Consider the following 22415-nt stretch of genomic DNA (forward strand, 5'->3'; position numbering starts at 1 on the left):
CTGTTTTGCATTACAAACACGCCAAACCGGAACGCGTCCCCCTGATGCCGCCTGTGCCCGCAGGGGTCCCACAAGGCGCAAATAGGGACTCTGGTTCCAAGGCTCATTCCAACCTTGCTTCTCTACAGGAGAAAAACATGAACGATAAACACTATCTGCTGCGCTCCATCCAGATCGCCGAAGAGAATGTCGCCCGCGGCGGTCAGCCCTTTGGCGCAGTGCTGGTCCGCGATGGTCAAGTTCTGGCCGAAGGGGTTAATGAGACCTACATTGCCCATGACCCCACCGCGCACGCTGAGATCCAGGCGCTGCGTACTGCCAGCCAGAACGTGAAAAGCAGCAGCCATGCAGGCAGCACCATGTATGCCAGCGGCATCCCCTGCCCCATGTGCATGGCCGCCATGATCGCCTCGGGCGTGGAGCGCGTGGTGTATTGCGCCGACGATGAGGAAGGCGAACCCTTTGGCTGGTCCACCGAATCCTTCTACAAAAAAATGCAGCAGGACTTTGGCAAACAGGGCGTAAAAATGGAACACCTGCCCTTGCCTGAAAAACGCAAAGTGTATGAAGCCTGGCAAGCCCGATTTGGAAACGGCTCCAAGCAGGACTAAAACAAAGACCATTCAAAACCCTGCCATCAAGCAGGGTTTTGCGTATTTACATAGACAGACAAGTCAGAAAAGTTTATAAAACAGAGCAGTTATAGTAACGATTCTCATTTATTGAATCCCAAAGGAAATACATGATTGCGTCCCGCCCAGCCTCTTTAAAAATGATTGTTGCCTCCGTAATGGGCGCTTTGCTGCTCAGTGCATGCCAGACTGCACCGCAATCGCAACAGGCGGGCCAAACATCGTCCTTTAATGCGACTGCGCCTCAGGCACAGGTCACTTTCCGTCAGGACACCATTGATGGTGCCTACGAAATTCTGGCCGCCAAGGACAGCAAGCAGTTGTTTGTTGCTGCTACTCCTTTGTTTGAAGACCGTGCTGCTGGCTTCCTGCACGTTCTGGACCAGGACACGCTGCGTGAATCGCAGCTGATCCAATTGCCGCGCCGTGCCTTTGCACTGGGCCTGAACCAGAAAACTCACACTCTGTACGTGGGCAACACCCTGGACGGCTCGCTGCTGGCAATCAACAGCCTGAATGGCACCGTCAAGCAACTGATCCAACTGGGTCAAAAAGAAGACAAGGGCGGCTGGGAACACACCCGTAAAGTCGTTATTGACGAGCAAGACAACCGCATCTTCGTGACCAATCCCTCCGAAGGAGGCCGCGTATGGATTGTGGATGGCGCCGACGGTCGTATCCTGCACAATATCGATAACGTGGGCTTGTGGCCTGCTGGCGCTGCCTACGATGCCAACACCAAGCGTCTGTTCGTGGGCCACGGCGGCAAGGATGAAATTGCCGTCATCAACCCGGCCACCGGCGCTATCGAACAGCGCTTCACCACTGGCGATGCAAAAAGCGATAAACGTGAAGATTCCCGCCACTTCTTCGTGAACATCGCCCTGAGCGCGGATGGCAAGAAACTATTTGGCGCTGACGCCAATACCGGCAAGATCTACCAATTCGACACCAGCTCCGGCAAAGTGGAAAACACGGCTGAAGTGGGTCTGGGGCTGCTGGATATCGTGTACAACGACGCTCGCAAAGAGCTGATCGCTACCAACCGTGGCGTGGATCGTGAAACACCAGCCGGTACAGGTTCGGTCACCATTCTGGATGCCAACACCTTGGCTGTTAAACACCGTATCAGCGCCCCTGTGCACCCCAACAGCGTCACGCTGAGCGCTGACGGCCAGACCGCTTTTGTCACTATCAAAATCCCTCATGGCGACAAGAGCCCGCACTACCTGAAAGGTGCCAAGGACAGCGTTCTGCGTCTGAACCTGAATCAGCTCTAAGCCCCTGGCTTAAAGCCTGGTCCCAAGCCGAGACTGCCCACAAGGCAGCTCGGCTTTTTTTGTACCTGCCACTTTGGTCTGCCAGGCGGCCTGCCCCTCATCTGTGCCTTGGCCGCAGGATAGTTTTGTCCGCTGTTCAAGCCCTAAGCCAAGGCCCGCCATCGCTGGCTCTTGGGCGTTTCAACGCTGTTTTAGCAATGCGGTCTGGAAACAAGCAGCAAAGCGGATTGCTGCAACCGGCCACTTGCTCAATAGAATCAATTAGTGGCCTAGCAAGACGCCTCTTGTCTCCCGGCCCCACACTCCCTTTCCCGCCTCCAGCTGTGCCACAGATTGGCATTTCTGGAGCGTTTTCTATTGAAGACAAGTCATGGTTCAGCTGAACGCGTATCACCAGCCTATTGGCCCCTCGCTCCCTCATTGGCAGGCCCGCCCGCAGCCAGCACGCTGCGTTCTGCACGGCAAATACTGCCGTCTGGAAGCCGTGAACCCGGAACAACATGGCGACAGCCTGTACGAGGCCTACAGCAACGCCAGCGATGGCCGCGACTGGACCTATTTGTCTGTAGGCCCCTTTAACAACCGCGCACAGTTCGACCAGCACCTGCAAACCATCAGCCAGGCCAGCAATGCCGTGCATTACGCCGTCGTCGAACAAACCACGGGTCGCGCATTGGGCACCTTGTCCCTGATGCGGATCGAACCACAAAACGGCTGCATTGAAGTGGGCTTTGTAGCCTGGTCGCCCGCTCTGAAACAAACCCGTATGGCCACCGAAGCCCACTACCTGTTGATGGCTTATGCAATTGATGGACTGGGCTACCGTCGCTACGAATGGAAGTGCGACACACACAATGCCCCCTCCCAAGCCGCTGCACGACGATTGGGCTTTCGTTATGAAGGTATCTTCCGTCAGGCGATTGTGTACAAGGGCCGCTCGCGCGATACAGCCTGGTTCTCCATTACCGACCAGGACTGGCCAGCCCTGAAAGCGAATTTCCAGGCCTGGCTGGCACCTGAAAACTTTGACGATCAAGGTCGTCAGAAACATCGTTTGGGGCAGCAAATAACTGTCGCTCCAGCCGGTCCCGGGGCCCGCCGCTTAAAGCAAATGCTGGCCCTGCAAACCGAGCTGAATCAGCTGATTGATCCGAACTGGCGAGTGGCCAAGCAGGACTACTACCGGGCGATCTGGGTGGAATGTGCGGAGCTGGCCGATTACCTGGACTGGAAGTGGTGGCAGCATAGCGAGCGCAATCTGCCGCAACTCCAACTGGAGCTGATCGACATCCTGCATTTTGGTCTGTGCGATGTACTGCGTGCCAACGATGCGCTGCGCGAGCAAGAAGCCGCCACCGCACTGGATCAGCTCCAGCACGCATCAGCCACCGCCAGCGACTCTACGGCCATCATGACGGCTCTGGAACACTTTACCTTGCGCGTTCTGGAGACACGCCAGTTCGATTTCAGCGGCTTTACCCAACTGGCTGCTCTTTGTGGTCTGACACTGGACACGCTCTACCACTCCTACGCGGGCAAGAATGCCCTGAACCGCTTGCGCCAACTGCGCGGCTATCAGCACGGCCACTATCACAAGCAGTGGGGCGGGCAGCAGGACAACGAGCATCTGGCACAGCTGCAATTGCGTCTGCCCACCGAGCATGACCATTACCCCGAAATGATCCTGCATGCCCTGCAAGAAAGCTACGACACGTTTTTTTCGGGAGCCTCCCAGGTCCGGAACGGAGCCTGCGTACCGCCTCCCCTTTCTTCACGTTGACAAAGGACTGTCCATGTACCTCGATTGCGATTGTTCCATCAATGTCTTTCTGGACTCGCCTAAACCGGACTCCAATCCCGTGGAAAGCAATGACACGCGACATCCACCCGACCCCCGGCCACAGCCGCATAAGGTGCAACATCCCTGGTCCCGCTCGCGACGCCGCGAGCGCTCCCGCTGGCGCCAGGGTTAAGCAGCCCCAGCGCTTGTCTAACGGCCCGGCACCACTGCCGGGCTCGTCTCCTTGATAAGGCTCCAAGCAAATGGAATAGGAGCTATGAGCCAGCGCGCATAGCTCCTCTTGATGTAAATCAAGACAATGAATCCCATCGTCGGCACAAGGATCGACGAGGCCTACCAAAGGAGACAAGCACATGGATACCCCACTCAGAGACAAATCCTATTTTGATGAACGCGCCACCAAAGAGATGGCCACTCATCTACAGCAAGTGCAACGCGACACCCGCGAAACCATGGCATTTGCCTGCCGCATCCTGGCCATGACCGAGCAGGAAGCTGGTTTGGCCGGCCAGATCAGCGTCCGTTCCGAGCGCCCCGGTGCGTATTGGACCTTGCGCTTTGGTCTGGGTTTTGACGAAGCCACCCCCGAAGACTTCATTGAAGTTGACCGCGACTTGAATACCCTTAGCGGCGAAGGCATGGCCAACCCGGCCACACGCTTTCACCTGTGGGTCTACGAAGCTCGCCCCGACGTCAATTCCATCATCCATACACACTCGCCCTGGGCCACGGTATTGGCCACCGCCCGCCAGCCCTTGGTGATTTCGCAAATGGATATGACGCCTCTGCACAATGACTGTGCATTTTTGGGCGAATGGCCTGGCGTGCCCATTGCCGATCAGGAAGGTGTCATCATCTCCAAAGCCCTGGGTGACAAGCGTGCCATTATTCTGGCCCACCACGGTTATCTGACCGCAGGTAAAAGCTGCCAGGAAGCCACTTACCTGTCGGTGTATCTGGAACGCGCCGCACGTCTGCAAGTGCGTGCACAAGCGGCCTTTGGCCCACTTACCCCTGTGGACGATACCTTGGCGGCCGAAGCGCACGACTATCTGCTCAAGCCCTCCATTGTTAACGCTACCTTTGACTACTGGTCCCGTCAGACCCAAGGCATTGCGCCCTTAACTAAAACTCGCTGACGCCCGCAACCAATACCCCGCTTCCACCAGGAGGTCGCCATGACGATGCCTAACAATGGACAGGCGCGTTCGTCGCGCCAGTACGTTACCGCTGGCTTGGCCAGCATGATGGGAACCACCATAGAGTGGTATGACTTTTTCCTGTACGGCACCGCTGCCGCACTGATTTTCAACAAGATCTTTTTCCCCGCCTTTGACCCGATTACGGGCACGCTGGCGGCCTTTGCCACCTACTCTGTGGGCTTTTTCGCCCGTCCTTTAGGAGGATTTGTTTTCGGCCATTTTGGCGACAAGCTGGGCCGCAAATCCATGCTACTGATCACGCTCTTTCTAATGGGAATCCCCACCATCCTGATCGGCCTGATTCCCTCTTATGAAAGCATTGGCTACTGGGCCGCTGTGCTGCTGGTGCTGATGCGCTTTCTGCAAGGTATCGCAGTAGGCGGAGAATGGGGCGGAGCCGTGTTGATGGCGGTTGAACATGCCCCGGAAGGCAAAAAGGGCTTTTTTGGCAGCTTGCCGCAAACAGGGGTAGCCCCCGGCCTGATCCTGTCTTCCCTGGCTATGGGAGCCGTCGCCAGCTTGCCTGAGGAAGACATGCTGTCCTGGGGTTGGCGCCTGCCCTTTCTAGCCAGCGTCGCCCTGCTGCTGGTGGGTTGGTGGATACGTGCCAAAGTGGCCGAATCCCCCGACTTCGAGCAAATGAGCAAAAAGGGCAAACAGGTTCCAATTCCTGCTCTGGAAGTTCTGCGTCATTACCCACGCGAAGTCCTGCTGGTCGTGGGAGGCCGTCTGGCAGAAGTGACCTGGTTCTACACCGTGGTGACCTTTGCCCTGGCTTACGCCACCACCACCTTGGGAGTAGAGCGCAGCGTCATGCTGGATGCTACCGTCTGGGGCGCCTTTGCGGCCTTGTTCACCATGCCCCTGTTTGGCGTATTGGGCGACCGAATCGGCTTCAAATGGGTCTTTATGGCAGGCACGATCTGCATGCTGGCATTCTCCTCCACCTTCTTTTCCATGCTGGGCAGCCTGGATTCCAGGACCATCACCCTGGCTTTGGTGATTGCGATTGGGCTGGTGTATGCCGCGCTGTATGGCCCGCAAGGTGGCCTGTTTTCCACGCAATTTCCACCTGAAGTGCGGTACAGCGGCATCTCCATTGCCGTGCAGGTATCCGGTGCCATCGGTGGCGGCCTGGCTCCCTTGGTGGCGACCTCCCTGCTGGCCTATGGCGACGGTCAACCCGACTACATCGTCTGGTACCTGAGCGCGCTGGGTCTGATTGCTTTTGCCAGTACCTGGTTCATGCATGGGCCGACGCACTTCTCCCTTCCCGCCCTATCCAGCCGAAAGGTACGCACATGAACGCAGCCGGTATTCACTACTACTTCTGGATGAATTCGGACTGGGCCTACCTGGGAGCCGACAGACTGGAAGCGATTGCTCGCAAGCATGGCATCCCTATCCACTACAAACCCGTGGACTTGCCGCAAGTCTATGCACGTACAGGCGGTGTCCTGCTGGGACAGCGCTCACCAGAACGTCAGGCTTATCGCATTGCAGAGCTTAAACGCTGGTGTCGCAAATTGGGCATACACGTCAATCCCACACCGCGCTTCATGTGCCCAGACGCCACGCTGGCCTCCACCCTGGTGATTGCTATCAATCAGGCTGGTCTGCCGGTACTGGATCTGTACAAAGCCATTTTGCGGGCGCAATGGTGCGAGGAGCAGAACATTGCTGACCCCACACAACTGGCTCGAATCCTGCAAGCACAGCAGCTGGATGCAGACTACTGGCTGAAACAGGCACCGCTGATGCAGGCGCAGTATCAAGCCCACACCGAAGAGGCCATTAAAGCCGGTGTCTTCGGTTCGCCCTCCTATGTGTATCAGGGCGAACTGTTCTGGGGTCAGGACAGGCTGGACATGCTGGACGAAGCCATCGCCCTGCATCCTGCGCCAGCTTGAAGCACAACCCCGACACCAAGCCTGACTGTTTTTAAAACAAGGGCGGGGCAAGGTTTATCCACCTTGCCCCGCTCTACTTGTTTACAGCTTGGTTCGCAGGCTCAAGCCCTGCCCCCAAGCCATCAAAATGATTCAAACGGTCTATCCCGAAATCGCTCTAATAGCCATAACAGTCATCAACGGCGAGCATCCGTGCTTGGTCAAAATCCAACAAAAAAGCGGCAAATAAACGCCTCGCTACGGGCTGCGCTTGCTGCTTGAACAAATCGTCACCCAAAGAGCCTCACAATCTTCCCCGGACGGCCTCATCCAGATGCACACTAGTGCGGGCAAAACCGCGGCTGGCCTGCCTGGACATAGTCCTTTATTCAGAGGTAAAAGCCGTAGAATCACGCCTTTTCCTGCCAGGAAAATTCACCGATACGCCAGCGTAGCATTCCTGAAATTGGACTTTTGGGTCCGCCTTAAGGCCCGAGTTTCGGGCTTTCGGCATGCCGCCTGCCAAAAATGAAATGCAATGAGCAATTTTGAAAATTTACTTTTTCCATTGATACAGAATGTTATGTCTGCCGTACGAATCATATCGATAGATTTTATCTATTCATTGAGTCTGTATTCTGAGGAAATTGGCTACTTGAGCAATGCCAGTAAAGGTAGCCGTCTTCGTCAGAAGAAGGGCGCGGGGCTTTATATTGAACAAATACGCCACTATAAAGTATCAGCCAGATCAAAAAATCAGGATTCTGCTGATCTCCAATAACACTCGACAGCACGAACAACTTCTTCAAGCCCTGCTGGCTGGTGCTTTTCGGGTTTCTGTTGCTGCTGACGGAGTGCAAGGATATACCAAGGCCCAATTAACGCTACCCGAGCTTATCCTGATGGATAAGCAATTGACGGGGATAGACGCTTTGTCCTTGACCCATATGTTGCAAGGATTAAAAGCCACGGCTCAAATCCCCATCATCATTCTGGATTCACGCATGGATGGCAGCAGCGATGAATGCGTCACTTTTCTAAAGGCTGGTGCGGTTGATTACATTGGCAATCCGTATGCGGTCGATGAAGTCAAAGAACGTATCAACGTGCCCTTGCGCTGCCCCAAGCAGATGGCGCCTGCACTTGTACCGGGCAAGATGCCAAGCCAGCGGCCCAGCACGACAGCCGAAACCAGCATGCTGATCCATGCCATTCAGAAAACCATTGATGCCAATCTGGGTGCACCGCCCAGTCAAAAAGAACTGTGCGATATGTTCAAGATTTCACGTCGAAAAATCATGAATATATTTCAGCGTAATTTTGGCCTAAGTGTGAGCAGTTATATCCGATTGCAGCGTATGTATCGGGCCGAGTATTTGCTGAAGACTACGGCCTTGAAAATTGATGTGATTGCAACCGATTTAGGATTTTCCAGCCCGGCCAATTTCTCTACCGCATTCAAAACGTATGCGGGAGTGTCTCCCGGAAAATTCCGCCAGGCTATGGAGAAGAACAAACCCTATACAGAAAACACACCATGTATTCGCTCCATGGGCCCACCTGTTTTCTCATCTGGATGGTGTCCGCCGTAAATGGCAACAGGAAAAGAACAAGGTCCACAGGAGACTCGCGCCAGACTCACACAAAAATAAAACAGCCGAACGAAACAATGCCAGGAAGGTGATAAAGGAACCCGCCCTTCACGCCTCCACCGTGGCCAGATACAGAAAAAGATGGCTGCACGCCACACAAATCCGGTTTCAGAGGGTCCGCACTTGCCGCCAAGGGGCAAGGTGATAAAATCGTGGCTACTTGAATAGTTCAATTCAAAACAGATCCGGGACGACCTGGATCTGCCTTTTCAGTACAGGGACGGCCCTACCTCTTTGGCGGAGCATCCACGATGGCCCACCCTGCATCACCCTCAACTCAACTCATTACTCCCATCACCTGGCTGCGTCTGCTCGGTTCCTGGTCCATTGTTGTCCTGTTCATGATTTTCGGCGGGCAATGGCTGGGAGACTCCCTGAACGGCACCACGGCGGCCATCGTCTTTCTGGTGCTGTTCGTGACCATCCTGGCGGCCTCGTTTGGTGTGGTCCGTGAAGCCGACCACCTGGCCCACCAACTGGGCGAGCCCTACGGCACCCTGATCCTGACCCTGTCCATTGTGCTGATCGAAGTTATCCTGATTGCCTCGGTACTGCTGGGGCCGGGCGACTTTCCCACCATAGGTCGGGACTCGATCTACGCCGTGATGATGATCATCCTGAACCTGATCACCGGCCTGTGTCTGATTGCCGGCGCAGCGCGCAATGGCGATCAGGCGTTCAACCGCCAAGGCACCAATACTTACTTGTCCATGATCGTCTTGCTGACCAGTATGGGCCTGATCTTGCCCAACTACACCAGCAATGCGGGTGAGTTCAGCACCACCCAGGCCATTGGCATTTCGGTTCTGACGGGCCTGGTCTATGCCATCTTTCTGTATCTGCAAATGGGCAGTCACCGCCATGACTATGTGCAGCCCAATCAGGCGATTCAAAGCACTGAAGATACGACACCCACACCGCGTGATCCCCAGGCGACTCGCGCGATGCTGATACGCAGTCTGGTGCTGATCGCCCTGATCCTGCCTATCGTCCTGTTGGCACACGATCTGGCCATTGTGACGGACTACGGTATCGCCGCCTCGGGCGCCCCCGTTGCCGTCGGCGGTGTACTGATCGCAATTATCGTATTCACCCCGGAGTCCATCACTGCGATCAAGGCGGCCATGAATAATGAAATGCAGCGCGCCATCAATCTGTGTCTGGGTGCCTTCGTCTCTACCGTGGGGCTGACTGTGCCGGTAGTGCTGATGATTGGTCTGATCACCGGCAAGCAAGTGATCATGGGCATCAGCAATATGGAAATCGTGTTGTTTCTGATCACGGCACTGCTCAGTATCTTGAGCTTTAGCAGCAAGCGAACCTCACCCATTCAAGGCTATATGCATCTGATGGTTTTCGCCGTGTTCGGGCTGCTGCTGTTTTATCCCTGAGAAGAACAAGGCAAACAGAGCCAAACCGGCTTTGTTTGCACCTATCCAACGGGACAGACAAGCATAGCGGGCCTTCGTGGCCCAAGCGCCTGTCACTCAAGGTCTATGATTTACTGACAGAAACCGAGCTGCTCAGGATCGATCCGGTTCCGAACGAACACACTTGTACTCGAACTCGTTCATACCATCGGCAAAGTCCACGTGCTCCCACCCCAAGCGCGTAAAAAAGCGGCAGGCACGCTGGTTTTCCGGGAACACAAAAGCCACCCATTTACGACATGGGGGATGGCCTGGCCAAGCCAATACCGCTTCCAGCATGGCTCCGGCCTGACCATTGCCGCGTAATGGCGGCGCAACAGCAATATCGGTAATTGCATGTGGCAGATTTCGCCCATCTCCCCAGGCACACCCAATCAAACCAATGGGCTGACCGTTCTGCTCGGCAACCAGCTGGGCGCCATCGCTTTGGTTCAACACGTGCTCCAGCCACTCCTGATCCAGTGGCCCCAACTCGCGGTTCAAGTCCTCGTCCTGGAACCATTGCTGTATCCAGTCCCAGTCCGTCGCACGAATTCTTCTGATTTCCATCGCTACCCCGTTTTGAGTTGTCCGCTGCAGCTTGGAGCAGCCCCAGACAAAAACGTTCGAGACCAGCCTCATTCCAAGGCGGAATGACGCAACAAATTTTCCAGCCAATCCGCAAACACCTGAAAACGACGCGACAAGTGTTGGCGATGCAAATACAGCAAGGACATGGGCATGGGAGCGGCACGGTGATCCGGTAGCACCTCCACCAATTCACCTGATTGCAAATGCGCCTGCACATCGTAAGCAGGGATCTGAATTAGCCCCAAGCCGGACAGACAGCAGGCAATATAGGCCTCGGCATTATTCACCGTCACACGACCTGGCAGATCCAGCACCTGACGCTTGTCCTGCTCCATCCACTCCCAAGGAGCCACACGCTCGCTGGTGGGCGAGGCATAACGCACCACTTGATGGTTTTCCAGATCCGTTGGCGTCTGGGGCATGCCATAACTGGCAAGATAAGCGGGGCTGGCTACATTGATCAAGGGCAAGCTGCCCATTTTTCTAGCGATCAGGCCCGAATCACTTAGGGGTCCCACTCGCAGCACACAATCCACCTGCTCCTCGATCAGATTCACCTCGCGGTCCGTCACGCCCAGATGCACATGGACATGCGGATAGCGCTCCAGAAACTCCGGCAGCGCAGGTGCCACAATCAGGCGGCCTACCCGCCCCGGCACATCCACCTTGATCGTGCCACTAGGCCCCACACTGGCTTGGCGAAACAGGTTTTCGGTTTCCTGCACATCGGCAATCACGCGCAGACAGCGCTCGTAAAACGCCGCACCATCTTGCGTGACTGTCACTTTGCGGGTGGTGCGATTCAACAGGCGAGCGCCCACTCGCCCTTCCAGCTCCTGAATGGCGGCCGACACCGAAGAGCGCGGCATACCCAAGGTATCCGCCGCGCGGGTGAAATTGGCACACTCCACGACCCGCGTAAAGATGCGAAACAGGTCAATGCGGTCCATAACTTTCTCCAGATAAGCAGCGGCAAAACACGGGCAGAATGGCTAGACCCGGTTGACTCAAGCGGCGGTGCGTATTGTTCGTTTTTTCAGACAAATGATGTCAGAACTAGATGATTTAAACAATTCCATCGACTTATATCATGAAAAAACGAAAAGGCTTGCAGCCCGCAGCCCACACTAGCAAGGAGTCATCATGGCAAAGCACAGCATCAAAGGTAAAACCGTTCTGATTGCAGGCGGGGCAAAGAATCTGGGCGGCCTGATCGCCCGCGACCTGGCAGAGCAAGGAGCGCGCGCCATTGCCATTCACTACAACAGCGACAGCTCCAAAGCGGATGCCGAAGCCACCGTCAAAGCCATCCAGGCAACTGGTGCACAAGCCGTCGCCTTCCAGGCCGACTTGCGTTCGGCTAGTGCCATGGAAAAACTGTTTAGCGATACCGTCGCCGCAATTGGCCGCCCTGATATCGCCATCAACACGGTGGGCAAAGTACTGAAAAAGCCACTGACCGAAGTGAGTGAAGCCGAGTACGAGGAGATGAGCGACATCAACTCCAAAACTGCTTTTTTCTTCCTGAAAGAAGCCGGCAAACACGTACAGGACAATGGTAAAGTCTGCACCCTGGTCACATCCCTGCTGGGTGCCTTCACCCCCTTTTACGCCGCGTATGCCGGCACCAAAGCGCCGGTAGAACACTACACCCGCGCCGCCGCCAAAGAATATGGCGCACGCGGTATTTCCGTCACGGCGGTGGGCCCTGGTCCTATGGATACGCCCTTCTTCTATCCAGCCGAGGGGGAGGATGCCGTGGCCTATCACAGGACCGCGGCCGCCCTGTCCCCCTACTCCAAGACCGGGCTGACGGACATTGAAGATGTCGTGCCCTTTATCCGTCATCTGGTCAGTGACGGCTGGTGGATTACCGGCCAGACCATTCTGATCAACGGTGGTTACACCACCAAGTAAGAAGGCAAGCCAGTGTCTGAGCCTGCAAGATCACTGCTTCGGGCTTGAGCACTGGCTTTTCTCAATACCTGCGCATGGATTTCCAAAAGGCATCCACAAGTGGGAATGCCAGCCAGAACGTAACCGCGTTCAAGCCCGAGATTCCTGATACGGGTTCTCGAAAATATCTTCTACGGTCTGCTCGAACAAGGCACTAATCTTGAATGCCAAATCCAGGGACGGTGCATGTTTGCCCGTTTCCAGCGCATTCACCGCCTGCCGGGACACACCCAAACGCTCTGCCAAATCTGCCTGCGTCCAGTTCGCCTCGGCCCGCAATACACGCAATCGATTTTTCATTTAATCGCTAGTCCGGACAAAGGGTGAAACCAGAGCGAACACAGCCCAAAAGAAGGGGTAAATCAGCCAGGCAGGAATATGGGGCGCAGCGGCGTAGGTTTCCCCAAAGCCCCAGGCTGTCCACAAGGTCAAGGTTGCGCCTGAGGCCAGCACAAAGCACTTAGCCACGATCACCCGCACGAACTCATCGCTTTGCGCCATCAAGCGCAAGGTGGCCCAGACTTGTCCGGCCACAGGCAAGGCGACGGCTATGGCAATCAGCCAACCAACAGGCCGACCGAGCAGGCTGTCAAACAGGCCCAGAATGGTCAAGGCATTGACCAGGATGTACACGCCCATAAAGAGCAAAGTGCGAATCAGATAGCTGCGACCTGGTGACGGCGCAGAGGAAGAGTTACGGTTGGCAAGCATGGTTAAGCACCTGAATGTAAAGTAAACCTGACTTTATAGAAGTCAAAACTACTTGTCAATAAGTAAGGTTTACTTTACATTTTTGAATATAGAGCCAGTCAACCAGCAAGCATTCCGATTGGCTGGCTGGTCTATCTGGGCCTACACGTTCTGACCATAAAAACGAGATTTGCAGCTGGCACCTGCGCGCGTTGCTACCCCCCAACACGCAGCCTGGATATAAAGCCACTTGAACAGGCAAAGTTCAAGACCTGCCCGTGTAGCCTAGGGTCGAGGGAGATTGCCCAAACCGCGCCTGAAATAGACGGCTGAAATGAGAGAGGTCCTTGAAGCCACAGGCCATGGCCACTTCGGTCACCCGTTTAGGTTTCCCGCCCTCCAACAAACGATAGCTCTGGATCAAACGCTGCTCCCACAGCCATTGCATGGGTGTGGTCGCTTCAAGCGCAAAGAGCCGATACAGAGTGCGAGTCGCCATGGACGAAGCACGGGCAATCTGGTCCACATCCAGCCCATCCTCATGCAAATGTGCACGCATATAAGCCTGAACCTGCTCCAGCCGCCGCTCCTGACGAGTGCCCCGAGAAAGCGCAGGAGCGTCAGACTCGAATACCGCGGAGAAGATATCCAGCACAGAAGCCGTCACACGCTGATCCATACCGTCCGCTGCCGCCTCCCCCATACCAAGCAGTTGCTTGACCAAGGCGCCAGCCATCGGCCCCAGACGCGAGTTGGCTGCAATACGACGCGCTGCCAGATTGCTCACCGAGGGCAAGCGCGATGCCAATAAGGGGCGGGGAATCATGACCATGGCCGCGTGAGCCAAAGAGCCCAGCTCCAGATCAAAAGGCCGAGATTGATCCTGAAGTACCAGATCCCCTGTTCCCAGGCTGACGTAGCGTCCGTCCTGGCTCAGTTGAATATGACCATCCAGCATGAGCCACAGCATGAAACAATCGCGCTGATCTTTACGGATATCGGCCTGCCGTCTGTTCACCCGTATCGCCTCCCCCTGAGGGGTGGCAGACCAGATGCTGCTCAGGCCCAAACCACCAAAACTAGTGAGGGTGACCCGCGCCTGAAACTGGGGCCGGGCAATCTGGCTGCACTCGGTCTGTGAAAACTGCCTGCAAGTGACCTCGTGCCAGTGCTCAAAGCTGTCTCCGGGCTTGACCGCTATGATCGCTGTCATAGGTTCAGTCTCCATAATCGGGGCTATCTGCACCGATGGATTAATCGTTTTTCAACAAGATTACGTCCATTACCCAAAGACAGACAAGCCTTGAAAATACCAAGCCTCAGCTCCCTGCCCGTGTACTGTCCAGGATGGCAGGCACAGTCAAAAAAAACGTAAAACTGGCAGTGGCAGCCAAGCCAGAACTGCGCCACCCTCCTACTCTACAAGCGTCTATGACACCGGCAGCGGCAATACCAAATACACAGTCGCCCGGCCGTGAGCAAACCAAAGGAGAATGAAATGGCTATTCAGATTGATCAAATCAACCCCAGCAGCACGGCGGTCATTGTGATCGACATGCAGAACGACTTCATCGCACCCGGCGCCCCACTGGAAACACCCATGGGCATGGAGTTGATGCCCCGCCTGCAAAAACTGCTGGGCCACGCTCGCCAAACTGGCATGGAAGTGATCTTCACCGCCCACGCCCACCGCCGCAACGGCTGCGATATGGGCCTGTTCGGAGAGATTTACCCTCCGATTCAAAACCAGGTGGGGCTGGTAGATGAGACAGCGGGCGTTGATATCTACCCCGAAGTAGCCCCACAGGGGGATGAAGTCGTCATCAAGAAGCACCGGTACAGCGCGTTCTTTGGCACCGACCTGGACATCATCTTGCGTACTCGCAAGATCGACACCGTTGTCATCACCGGCGTGACCACTGAAAACTGCTGCCACGCTACGGCTCGCGATGCCATGTTCCATGGCTACAAAGTGGCCTTTATCTCTGATGCCACAGGCACCTACAACTACCCGGATATGGGCTTTGGGGCGATTCCGGCTGAAGAAGTACACCGCGTCACCTTGGGGGTGCTGGCGGTATCCACCGCGCATGTCATGACGACGGATGAGCTGATTCACAAATCCAGACAATAATCACGAACCGGACCAGAACCTGCATGCATTGAGCCTCCAGCTCATCAGGCAGCACCACAGGTCTTGTGAACTGCCCCACTTTTAAGGATCGCTTCCCAAGACCTGAGGTTATTTTTCTTGTGCCACAACAAGTTGCGCCAGCCGCTGAATGGAGAGCGGCGCACAGCCTTCCGCATCATTGCTGATCGTCACATATGCCGCCTGCCCCGCCCCCGTGATCCCGCGAATCGTGCGGGCCAGCACCGTGCGAGTATGCACGTCCTCGCTGACAATGGCATCGAAGGGGGTATGCTTTTTTTGAGCATCGGCATAGCCATAAGCACCAAACTCCCGGTTCAAGTTCCAGCGACACACCAAGGGTCCCGGCCACAAGGCGCGCAAGACGGGCAGTTGCTCTTCAATCGGCGGCATCTTGCCATGCAGCCCCAGACAAAATGTCGCGCCATTGGCCTTGAGTGTATCGACAAGATGTTGAGTCAACAGCTCTGGATCTCTTACCTCTACCGCAAGCACCACCTGTGAGCCTTGCGGCAAAGCCTCACGCGCCGCTGCCAGCATCAGCCCCAACTTGTCGAACAACTCTGCCGGACGACTCAACCAGCCCCAGGACAGAGGGCTTAACTGGAAGACCAAGACGCCCAACTTGGCACGCAAGCCCTCGACTGCAGGCTGCACGAACTGCTCTACAGCCAGACGAATATCCAAAAAGTCCGGATTAGATTTGCGTACCTTGCCCTGCTCATCACGAACTTGAGCGTCCGTAATCATGGAAGGACATTTCACAACGAAGCGGAAATCTTCATCAACCTGAGCGGCATAGGCGGAATACTGCGTGACCGTCAAAGGACGCCAGAAGGTGCGATCCACACAGACGGTGCGCATCAAGGGATGCTGGTGATAGGCCTCCAGGCCGTGTTTGGACAAGATGCTCGACTCGTACTCGCCATCCCAGATCAAGCCTTCCCAACCGGGGTAGGACCAGGTGGAGACACCGAAACGCAAGGTTTCAGGAAGCTGAGCGGCCAGATCGCTTAGCTCCAGCGCGGAAGCAGCAAGGCTGACTTTGGTGATTTTGCGTCGGGAAGGAGCAGCGGGCTTTGAGGCGGGTGGCTGGGGAATGGCATCGCCGAAAAGATCTTCTTGCATGCTGGGTATAGTGCCATGGGAGAGAGCTCAAGCAAACTGGGTAAGACCCAAGCCAAACTTGGTTTTTATCATTTTCAACAAAATCCTAGTTTTATTACTATATTCACGTTCTTTTTAGAATTCTAAAACGTACGAAATTACTGTTTTCACGCCCGTTTATGGGACATTACGCAAGCTCTTATCACGTTGGTAAGCCGACGACCTATGAAGAAGGCACACCGCGCAAGACGTGACACAAAACATCCATAGTGAAATGGTCGGAGAAGTCCGCATTCTGATGACCTTCCAACGAGCCCAGGAAAGGCTGAAAGAAGTGCTGGGAATGCCTGAACAAGACAGCACTCGGGTCATTCGCCCTTTTAAAGAAAACGGCTGGCACTTTTCCGGGAAGTGGAAACAGGCGTATCCAAAACTGGAAAAGCAGGAACTGGCAGAACGTGTTGTAGAGGCTGTTCGCTCGGCATTCGAAAAATAAAAACCGCAGGCCGCGCCGAAATAGATCAGAGTTAGCTTAGGAGCAACAGTCTTGGGAAACAAAGCAGAACTGGAGCGGGTGATGGGAATCGAAGGTTCCTACACCAGCTTCCGCAACACTTTGATTTAAAAGGAACATGGAGCGGGTAACGCTACTCTATGTCGGATACTTCTGTAGCAGTTTACCAGAGCACTCTTGCTCAACGGACTTTCGGCATGTGGGGACGTCAGGGGCCGGTGCTCGGAAGAAGTAAGCGCGAAATACTTATGCGCAAACTCGTATAAAGATTGACTCTCCGTGGGCTCGATTGAAGGACGCAATACCTTGGACCGGTCGCAGCGGCCCTAGGACCCCCTACTATTGTTTGAGATTGGCTCGGGCGCTTGGCTTGTTGACGTTCCGCAGGCGGGGAGGGTTGACACAAGTTCGTGTGTTGACCACTAAAGCAACGGGAGTGGAATTAATAAGAGACATAACTTGTCTATAGTTATTCCCTTTGTTTGATGCTCGTTGTTTAGCTTCTTCCCATGGGAGAGCCAATACTATCCCTAGGCTTCTCGCACAGAAGAAACCTAGTTGGAGGCATTGGCGCTCCAATATTCTTTCCTATGGGCAGTCCCTCACTTTGGTCGTGACGCTTTGTGTCAGGAGAGAAGCTGGATCCAAAACTGAGCCAATCGGACCTCTCCCATCGTCCCGGCTGCGTCTTCCTCTTGCGAGGCAACTCTAACGGAGAGCACCATGACGATCCCATCCATGCTCCGCCGCCCACCCGTCGAGCAGCTTTACGACCTCGCCCAACCGCTCTTTCGCCGAGAAGCAAGGAAGCGCATACCCAGTCTCTCGGGCGCGCACCGAGCAATTTCGCACAGAGACCGACATAGGGGAATATTTGGTGTTGAACGATCGCGCGTAGGCTCTTGAGTAAATTTTATTGTGCTTTTGCTTGGCGGCGGCGGATGGTGATCGCGCCATAGCTGGACAATACAAACACCTGGCAGTCGAGGCTTGGGTAGAGCGTCAACGACATGCCGACCGTGAGTAACAACTAGTAGCTGCTTCCAAATTACAATGATGTGTTATTGCACATTACTTTCGGGTAGATACTTAGTGCCGTCAAGTCTCTGCATCGGAAAATTACTGATGGCTAGACATTGTCGGCGTACTTGCTCCGGAACTTTGCGATGACGTTCTCACAATTGCGCTACATTGGCTTAATCGGCTGAACGGTAAAGCCGTGTTTATCGACAACCCTTATTAAAAAATTAGACCATGAAAAAAGAATCCGGTAATTCCAGTGTGCGAACAACGTTGTTGCTTTGTGTTGTCGGGTTGGTATTAATTATTGCCGGCATGGCTATTGATAAAAAAATACTGAACATAAAGATACAGGACGTCTGCTCCAATCTCGGCGCTCTTTTTTTGATCATTGGAACCTTACAATGGTTTTTTGATGAAAATTCGCGTCAAGGATTGATGGATCAGATAAATGAGCGCCTGGATCAACGTGAACGACTCAGAACATTAGGTGTCGATCGCGGTCTAAAAAACTCAAAAGAAATCGGTGCTGATGATCAAGATGTGAGTGACTTGAAGGGCGCGGAAAGAGTGGTGATCGGGGTTCACTATTCCGATGGAACCATTGTTCGCTTTGAGAATGTTATAAGGTCGCGGTTAGAGAAAAAGAAACTGACCCAGATTCTTCATTCTGAACCAACAGAGACTAAAGCGAAGCATTTCCTCGAAAATTCGCTTTCTACTCCGGTTGATCTTCAGGTAAAGATTAATCAGTTTAAGCAAGTGATGAACTCTAAGTTTAGTGCTGACCCAAATCTGCAGCTGATTGCTCATGATAGGGTTTTGAGGTATTCATTCGTCTATTGTGAGAAATTTATTTGGATCATATTTATGACGAACTCTTCTACCTATGTTCCGCAAGTTCCGGCCCTTAAAGTTCACGCTGGAACTCCTCTTTTCAATTTCTTCCTTGAGGATATCCGAGGACTTGGAGTAACGCTATGAACATTGATGATCAGGCTACAAACTTGTTGGAAGCCGCAATAAAAAATATTGGACTGGAACGAGCAAAGAATCTATTGAGGGAGGCTGCTCATACTCCTGATGATAAAACGCTTACCATTATAGCGAATCAAAATGCGCACCATATTCCGGCGAAATATCTTCGAGGGGAGGTCTATATTGCAAGCAAAGGTAATATTGACTTTTCATCTTTGTCTGCAATTGAAAGGCAATACGTTGAGATTATCGAAAGGCTGAAAAATAAATTGATGTGTAAGGCTTGGGCTAAGGTGTATCTTATTCCGACTGGGCATCCTACACTTTCGCTGCAAATTAAAAGCGCAGTCTATCGCATCACTCGAATGGATACTACTGATCTTTTCTATTCAAATGGCGAATACTATGACATCACTATAAATTGGCGCGATCAGAAGGACTTTGGGCCGTCAAAGTAACTCGATGTAAAGTGATTTTTTACTTGGGGTGGTTAGTTTCTGGAATTGAATTAACGGTCGACCGGTTCGCGAAGGCAGAGATCGGAGGCGCGGCATGTCATTTAAGTCATTTTTAGATCGTCTCTTGTTCTGAGAGTTGCACACCTGAAAACTGAGACTACAGAATTGGAGTCTCGTCGTGCCAACAAACGACCGGTTTCCGACACCACTCCGCTAGCGGTTACCATTGGGTTAGAAATATAGTCCTTGGCTTTTCCAACGGGGCGGCCTAGCCTGGGAGTGTTTTCTGACGGGGGCAATGCACATGGCAATCTTCGGATACGGACGAGGCTAAACGGGGAAGCAAACAACCGAGAATCAACGGCTTGATTTTGACGGAGCCGGGTTCGATATTAACTACTGGTTCACAGACCACGGGATAAGCGGAAAGACCGGTGCTAGTGAGTGCCCGGAGTTCGGGCGGTTGGAGGAAAAGAGTCATAATGGCGAAACCCTCGTCGTCCCAAAGCTTGATCGGCTGGGCCGCGACGTGCTGGACGTGCTGCAAACCATTCGGGCGCTCGAACGTCGGTCGATCAAGGTCATACTCACGCAGCTGGGGCAGACCGACCTAACATCGCCTACCTGGAAACTGCTGCTCACGATGCTGGCGTCAGTTGCGGAGATGGATCTCGATCTACTAATCGAGCGAACGCAAGCCGGGTATCTCCAGCGTCATGCGGCTGATCTGAAAAAAATGCCCTCGCTGGCAGCCTAGACGAAGCCGGTCGCTACTTGTCCATACGTCAGAGTCAGTAGCAGTGACGCGGTGATACGTCTCGCGGACCGGTGGTTCGCATGCGGTTTCATCATTTATAGGGTGGCCACCATTAGGGTGGTCATTTTTAGGATGTGTCGCGATTGTAGTTGCCTGCCAACAATGCCGTGCATGACGGCACACACATCATCCAGGAATCGCTTCGGGGCGAGGGTTCGAGAACTGCGGAAAGCTACCACCAAGTTGAGCCAAGAGGCATTCGCCTACAAGTGCGGCTTCGTTCGTGGCTATATGGGGAAGATCGAGACCGGGAAGGCGAATCCATCCTTGGACTCGATTCAGACAATCGCCGATGCCCTTGGAGTGCCGGTCAAGACACTATTTGAGGAAGACGGTGCCGAACGAGCACCGTCGGTTGAGGGCTAGAGCGGGGACTAGCCAGCCTTCGCGCCGCTCGATTTGCGACGAACGCTATCCTTTTGACGTTCGGCGCATCGAATGGCCCAGATACCGTCGGACGCAATGAATGGCGTGATGCCGTCTACTTCGGGCAAGGTCAGCCCGTTGACTACCGGAGCCAACTGGTTAGCGTCCCGGTCCTTCGCGTAGCGATTCCAGCTTTCAGTGTCTCCGAGCTGGTGTCCTGCTATTTGCGCCATCACCCGTTCGGGTGTGCCTAGGCATTCGGTTGCGGTCAGGAACGTGTGCCTAAACGAGTGGAATGTATTCATTCCACTCGTTCAATGCTCAGCGTTCAACCCAAGAACCGTTTATTGAACCAAGAACTGGCTGGCCTGCCGTAACCTTTGACCGGATCACGTCTGAGCTCCGGGAATAGCCGCTTGTGACCAGCCTTCCAAAGCCCTTGAATATATTCTGGTAACCCAACTGGACGAGCCTGTGGGGTAACGAAAAGACCCCTAAAGAATTGATTGTTTTGAGAGATTTGTCTTTCTCGTCAATATCGTCGGTTTTGAATCGTCGCCTTGACTGGCAGAGATCGTTCGGAAGTTGCGCCAAGCGGCGCACGTACTCCTCGACTGTTTCACACTCGATTTCCCCGAGCTCAGGGTCTCCCATCACATCACTAAACAGCTTCGCTTCTATGGTCATACACTGAGTTTGCGCCTCTCCCCAATTGCGATTCCCCTTGTAAGACTCGAATAACGCCGAAAACTGCTTCTTGCCGTGCCTGACCGTTATTGGATCGAATACGACCGGGGCTGCGCCGGTCGCTGCTGGCGGAGTGTCAAGCGTCTCAGTTGGGCTGGGAGTGATCAATGTCGTTGGAGCAGCCGAAGCGATCGACGGCGCTGGGAGGTCAATCATGGGGGGCGGGCTGAGCGACGCAACGAGCCTGGCGCGAACCTTCGTCACGGCTGTTTTGTGCGCGATACATCGGACGAGGTCTACGGCTACCGGGTCCTCAAGAAATACGCCCACTAAATTGCCGTCACGGAACACCTCCTCTTGAGACTTCCCGGCGGTGACAACCTGTTGCAGCATGGCCCGAGGATTGAGAAATCGCACGGTCCCGGTGTGTATGGTTCGCTAGCCCGTGGCCTCTGTTTCGTTCCAGATGAATTCGCCGTCGAAGTCCCGTCCCGGTCTGGTCATTGAGGACTGGCCCCCGCCAGCAGGATTGTGCGTGAAGACGTGCGCACCATCGTTGAGCAGTTCATTTGCCAGCAGTTCCGGCTGCATACCGATGGTCCGGGCAGCCTCGACGATGGGAATCATGCCCTCGCCATCGAGCAATGGGTTTTCCGCCCTCAGTTTCTCGATGTCCTACGTCATGAAGTGTCCGCGCCAATGCGCCTAAATCTGATGGGCGACGAGTTTAGCGGCTTCACGGTCCCGGAGTCGGGTGGACGCGTAAATTTCGTTCTTGCTAATCGCTGCGCGCAAGCGTTTGGGAACGATGAGACGGACAACGTAGAGCCGCTAGGGGACGATAAAGGCAGGAGGTTTGGGCCACCGTAGAAGACCACTGTAGTAGTGGTGCAGCCACGCTCATGAAACATGCACTTAGTCCATTGAAATCAAGGAGCTAGGTGATGCGTGGAGCGGGTGATGGGAATCGAACCCACGACGGATGCTTGGGAAGCATCAGTTTTACCATTAAACTACACCCGCCCTGATGGAGAGGTCTGCCTCAAAAGCAGACGATCCCGCGAATGGGGAAGCGAAAATTATAGCGCGATCTTTTCTTCATGCGTCGCCCCGGCCCTATCTTTTTCGCGCGCCACCACATGAATTCGGCGGCAAGACTCACTACAATAGAGTTTTCCCGCTTTTAGCTGATACGCGAGCCATCCCTGATGCCC

23 protein-coding genes, 1 tRNA gene and 1 pseudogene are annotated in these 22415 nt (G+C 54.4%); 16 read left to right on the plus strand and 9 right to left on the minus strand.

Annotated features, from left to right (window positions below):
* The first annotated feature begins 137 nt into the window (after positions 1-137).
* The 9 genes from D0C27_RS08030 (at position 138) to D0C27_RS08070 (ending at position 9847) form a co-directional block, all read left to right on the plus strand.
* Complete coding sequence (locus tag D0C27_RS08030; protein WP_042482892.1) at positions 138-611, plus strand: nucleoside deaminase; 474 nt, start codon at positions 138-140, stop codon at positions 609-611.
* A gap of 131 nt (positions 612-742) precedes the next feature.
* On the plus strand, positions 743-1912 hold the full coding sequence (locus D0C27_RS08035) for a YncE family protein (protein ID WP_009461136.1): 1170 nt from the start codon (positions 743-745) through the stop codon (positions 1910-1912).
* A gap of 370 nt (positions 1913-2282) precedes the next feature.
* The gene (locus D0C27_RS08040; RefSeq protein WP_137430724.1) at positions 2283-3692 is read left to right on the plus strand and encodes a GNAT family N-acetyltransferase; all 1410 of its coding nucleotides are present in this window, start codon (positions 2283-2285) and stop codon (positions 3690-3692) included.
* A 13-nt stretch (positions 3693-3705) separates the two neighbouring features.
* On the plus strand, positions 3706-3885 hold the full coding sequence (locus D0C27_RS19395; RefSeq protein ID WP_137430725.1) for a hypothetical protein: 180 nt from the start codon (positions 3706-3708) through the stop codon (positions 3883-3885).
* A 181-nt stretch (positions 3886-4066) separates the two neighbouring features.
* Positions 4067-4852: an aldolase gene (locus D0C27_RS08050; protein WP_026485007.1), complete on the plus strand. Its 786-nt coding sequence runs from the start codon at positions 4067-4069 to the stop codon at positions 4850-4852.
* Between the two features lie 39 nt (positions 4853-4891).
* Positions 4892-6220 carry an MFS transporter gene (locus D0C27_RS08055; protein WP_009461140.1) on the plus strand — a complete coding sequence of 443 codons (1329 nt, stop codon included), beginning with the start codon at positions 4892-4894 and terminating at the stop codon, positions 6218-6220.
* Entirely contained in the window at positions 6217-6825 is a 609-nt protein-coding gene (locus D0C27_RS08060; protein WP_137430726.1) for a 2-hydroxychromene-2-carboxylate isomerase, read from the plus strand. The genes D0C27_RS08055 and D0C27_RS08060 overlap by 4 nt, the downstream gene beginning before the upstream one ends.
* A 692-nt stretch (positions 6826-7517) precedes the next feature.
* Complete coding sequence (locus tag D0C27_RS08065) at positions 7518-8396, plus strand: response regulator transcription factor (protein WP_035271274.1); 879 nt, start codon at positions 7518-7520, stop codon at positions 8394-8396.
* A 311-nt stretch (positions 8397-8707) separates the two neighbouring features.
* The gene (locus D0C27_RS08070; protein ID WP_137430727.1) at positions 8708-9847 is read left to right on the plus strand and encodes a calcium:proton antiporter; all 1140 of its coding nucleotides are present in this window, start codon (positions 8708-8710) and stop codon (positions 9845-9847) included.
* A gap of 132 nt (positions 9848-9979) precedes the next feature.
* On the opposite strand, the gene D0C27_RS08075 is transcribed toward D0C27_RS08070, so the two are convergent.
* On the minus strand, positions 9980-10435 hold the full coding sequence (locus D0C27_RS08075; RefSeq protein WP_137430728.1) for a GNAT family N-acetyltransferase: 456 nt from the start codon (positions 10433-10435) through the stop codon (positions 9980-9982).
* 68 nt (positions 10436-10503) lie between these two features.
* A complete protein-coding gene (locus tag D0C27_RS08080; RefSeq protein ID WP_137430729.1) occupies positions 10504-11406 on the minus strand; it encodes a LysR family transcriptional regulator in 903 nt (300 codons plus the stop codon).
* Positions 11407-11599: 193 nt separating this feature from the next.
* On the opposite strand from D0C27_RS08080, the gene D0C27_RS08085 reads away from it, so the two are divergent.
* Positions 11600-12373 (plus strand): SDR family oxidoreductase, encoded by a 774-nt coding sequence (locus D0C27_RS08085; RefSeq protein ID WP_088451184.1) that lies wholly within the window; start codon positions 11600-11602, stop codon positions 12371-12373.
* 129 nt (positions 12374-12502) lie between these two features.
* On the opposite strand, the gene D0C27_RS08090 is transcribed toward D0C27_RS08085, so the two are convergent.
* From D0C27_RS08090 to D0C27_RS08100, 3 genes are all read right to left on the minus strand, one after another.
* Positions 12503-12712 (minus strand): helix-turn-helix transcriptional regulator, encoded by a 210-nt coding sequence (locus D0C27_RS08090; protein WP_060186256.1) that lies wholly within the window; start codon positions 12710-12712, stop codon positions 12503-12505.
* On the minus strand, positions 12713-13123 hold the full coding sequence (locus D0C27_RS08095; protein WP_009461148.1) for a hypothetical protein: 411 nt from the start codon (positions 13121-13123) through the stop codon (positions 12713-12715).
* Positions 13124-13367: 244 nt separating this feature from the next.
* Positions 13368-14315, minus strand: coding sequence for a helix-turn-helix domain-containing protein (locus D0C27_RS08100; protein WP_170978556.1), 948 nt, complete (start codon positions 14313-14315; stop codon positions 13368-13370).
* Between the two features lie 285 nt (positions 14316-14600).
* Between D0C27_RS08100 and D0C27_RS08105 the strand changes: the two genes are divergently transcribed.
* Positions 14601-15236, plus strand: coding sequence for a cysteine hydrolase family protein (locus tag D0C27_RS08105; protein ID WP_009461152.1), 636 nt, complete (start codon positions 14601-14603; stop codon positions 15234-15236).
* A 108-nt stretch (positions 15237-15344) separates the two neighbouring features.
* Here D0C27_RS08105 and D0C27_RS08110 read toward each other — a convergent pair whose 3' ends face one another.
* Positions 15345-16382, minus strand: coding sequence for a DUF72 domain-containing protein (locus D0C27_RS08110; protein ID WP_137430731.1), 1038 nt, complete (start codon positions 16380-16382; stop codon positions 15345-15347).
* A 229-nt stretch (positions 16383-16611) separates the two neighbouring features.
* On the opposite strand from D0C27_RS08110, the gene D0C27_RS08115 reads away from it, so the two are divergent.
* The 5 genes and pseudogenes from D0C27_RS08115 (at position 16612) to D0C27_RS08135 (ending at position 20514) form a co-directional block, all read left to right on the plus strand.
* Positions 16612-16857, plus strand: coding sequence for a hypothetical protein (locus tag D0C27_RS08115; protein ID WP_137430732.1), 246 nt, complete (start codon positions 16612-16614; stop codon positions 16855-16857).
* 1272 nt (positions 16858-18129) lie between these two features.
* Positions 18130-18879: a hypothetical protein gene (locus tag D0C27_RS08120; protein ID WP_137430733.1), complete on the plus strand. Its 750-nt coding sequence runs from the start codon at positions 18130-18132 to the stop codon at positions 18877-18879.
* Positions 18876-19331, plus strand: a complete 456-nt coding sequence (locus D0C27_RS08125; RefSeq protein WP_137430734.1) for a hypothetical protein — start codon at positions 18876-18878, stop codon at positions 19329-19331. The genes D0C27_RS08120 and D0C27_RS08125 overlap by 4 nt, the downstream gene beginning before the upstream one ends.
* A 349-nt stretch (positions 19332-19680) precedes the next feature.
* Positions 19681-20088 (plus strand): annotated as a pseudogene (locus tag D0C27_RS08130) (recombinase family protein); the annotation flags it as partial.
* Between the two features lie 171 nt (positions 20089-20259).
* Positions 20260-20514, plus strand: a complete 255-nt coding sequence (locus tag D0C27_RS08135; protein ID WP_137430735.1) for a helix-turn-helix domain-containing protein — start codon at positions 20260-20262, stop codon at positions 20512-20514.
* A 321-nt stretch (positions 20515-20835) separates the two neighbouring features.
* Here D0C27_RS08135 and D0C27_RS19475 read toward each other — a convergent pair whose 3' ends face one another.
* The 3 genes from D0C27_RS19475 to D0C27_RS08145 all read right to left on the minus strand — a co-directional run bounded on the left by D0C27_RS19475 (position 20836) and on the right by D0C27_RS08145 (position 22224).
* The gene (locus tag D0C27_RS19475) at positions 20836-21594 is read right to left on the minus strand and encodes a hypothetical protein (RefSeq protein WP_240688333.1); all 759 of its coding nucleotides are present in this window, start codon (positions 21592-21594) and stop codon (positions 20836-20838) included.
* Between the two features lie 45 nt (positions 21595-21639).
* Complete coding sequence (locus D0C27_RS19480; RefSeq protein WP_240688334.1) at positions 21640-21828, minus strand: hypothetical protein; 189 nt, start codon at positions 21826-21828, stop codon at positions 21640-21642.
* 322 nt (positions 21829-22150) lie between these two features.
* A tRNA-Gly gene (locus tag D0C27_RS08145) sits at positions 22151-22224 on the minus strand.
* Positions 22225-22415: the final 191 nt, after the last annotated feature.

This window comes from Alcaligenes faecalis, assembly GCF_005311025.1.
GTDB lineage: Bacteria > Pseudomonadota > Gammaproteobacteria > Burkholderiales > Burkholderiaceae_B > Alcaligenes > Alcaligenes phenolicus.

What these genes read in the sequence shown, in the direction of transcription:
- D0C27_RS08030 (WP_042482892.1), top strand. Translation starts at nt 138, where the DNA reads ATGAACGATAAACACTATCTGCTGCGCTCCATCCAGATCGCCGAAGAG.
- D0C27_RS08035 (WP_009461136.1), top strand. Translation starts at nt 743, where the DNA reads ATGATTGCGTCCCGCCCAGCCTCTTTAAAAATGATTGTTGCCTCCGTA.
- D0C27_RS08040 (WP_137430724.1), top strand. Translation starts at nt 2,283, where the DNA reads ATGGTTCAGCTGAACGCGTATCACCAGCCTATTGGCCCCTCGCTCCCT.
- D0C27_RS19395 (WP_137430725.1), top strand. Translation starts at nt 3,706, where the DNA reads ATGTACCTCGATTGCGATTGTTCCATCAATGTCTTTCTGGACTCGCCT.
- D0C27_RS08050 (WP_026485007.1), top strand. Translation starts at nt 4,067, where the DNA reads ATGGATACCCCACTCAGAGACAAATCCTATTTTGATGAACGCGCCACC.
- D0C27_RS08055 (WP_009461140.1), top strand. Translation starts at nt 4,892, where the DNA reads ATGACGATGCCTAACAATGGACAGGCGCGTTCGTCGCGCCAGTACGTT.
- D0C27_RS08060 (WP_137430726.1), top strand. Translation starts at nt 6,217, where the DNA reads ATGAACGCAGCCGGTATTCACTACTACTTCTGGATGAATTCGGACTGG.
- D0C27_RS08070 (WP_137430727.1), top strand. Translation starts at nt 8,708, where the DNA reads ATGGCCCACCCTGCATCACCCTCAACTCAACTCATTACTCCCATCACC.
- D0C27_RS08075 (WP_137430728.1), bottom strand. Translation starts at nt 10,435, where the DNA reads ATGGAAATCAGAAGAATTCGTGCGACGGACTGGGACTGGATACAGCAA.
- D0C27_RS08080 (WP_137430729.1), bottom strand. Translation starts at nt 11,406, where the DNA reads ATGGACCGCATTGACCTGTTTCGCATCTTTACGCGGGTCGTGGAGTGT.
- D0C27_RS08085 (WP_088451184.1), top strand. Translation starts at nt 11,600, where the DNA reads ATGGCAAAGCACAGCATCAAAGGTAAAACCGTTCTGATTGCAGGCGGG.
- D0C27_RS08090 (WP_060186256.1), bottom strand. Translation starts at nt 12,712, where the DNA reads ATGAAAAATCGATTGCGTGTATTGCGGGCCGAGGCGAACTGGACGCAG.
- D0C27_RS08095 (WP_009461148.1), bottom strand. Translation starts at nt 13,123, where the DNA reads ATGCTTGCCAACCGTAACTCTTCCTCTGCGCCGTCACCAGGTCGCAGC.
- D0C27_RS08100 (WP_170978556.1), bottom strand. Translation starts at nt 14,315, where the DNA reads ATGACAGCGATCATAGCGGTCAAGCCCGGAGACAGCTTTGAGCACTGG.
- D0C27_RS08105 (WP_009461152.1), top strand. Translation starts at nt 14,601, where the DNA reads ATGGCTATTCAGATTGATCAAATCAACCCCAGCAGCACGGCGGTCATT.
- D0C27_RS08110 (WP_137430731.1), bottom strand. Translation starts at nt 16,382, where the DNA reads ATGCAAGAAGATCTTTTCGGCGATGCCATTCCCCAGCCACCCGCCTCA.
- D0C27_RS08120 (WP_137430733.1), top strand. Translation starts at nt 18,130, where the DNA reads ATGAAAAAAGAATCCGGTAATTCCAGTGTGCGAACAACGTTGTTGCTT.
- D0C27_RS08125 (WP_137430734.1), top strand. Translation starts at nt 18,876, where the DNA reads ATGAACATTGATGATCAGGCTACAAACTTGTTGGAAGCCGCAATAAAA.
- D0C27_RS08135 (WP_137430735.1), top strand. Translation starts at nt 20,260, where the DNA reads ATGACGGCACACACATCATCCAGGAATCGCTTCGGGGCGAGGGTTCGA.
- D0C27_RS19475 (WP_240688333.1), bottom strand. Translation starts at nt 21,594, where the DNA reads ATGCTGCAACAGGTTGTCACCGCCGGGAAGTCTCAAGAGGAGGTGTTC.
- D0C27_RS19480 (WP_240688334.1), bottom strand. Translation starts at nt 21,828, where the DNA reads ATGATTCCCATCGTCGAGGCTGCCCGGACCATCGGTATGCAGCCGGAA.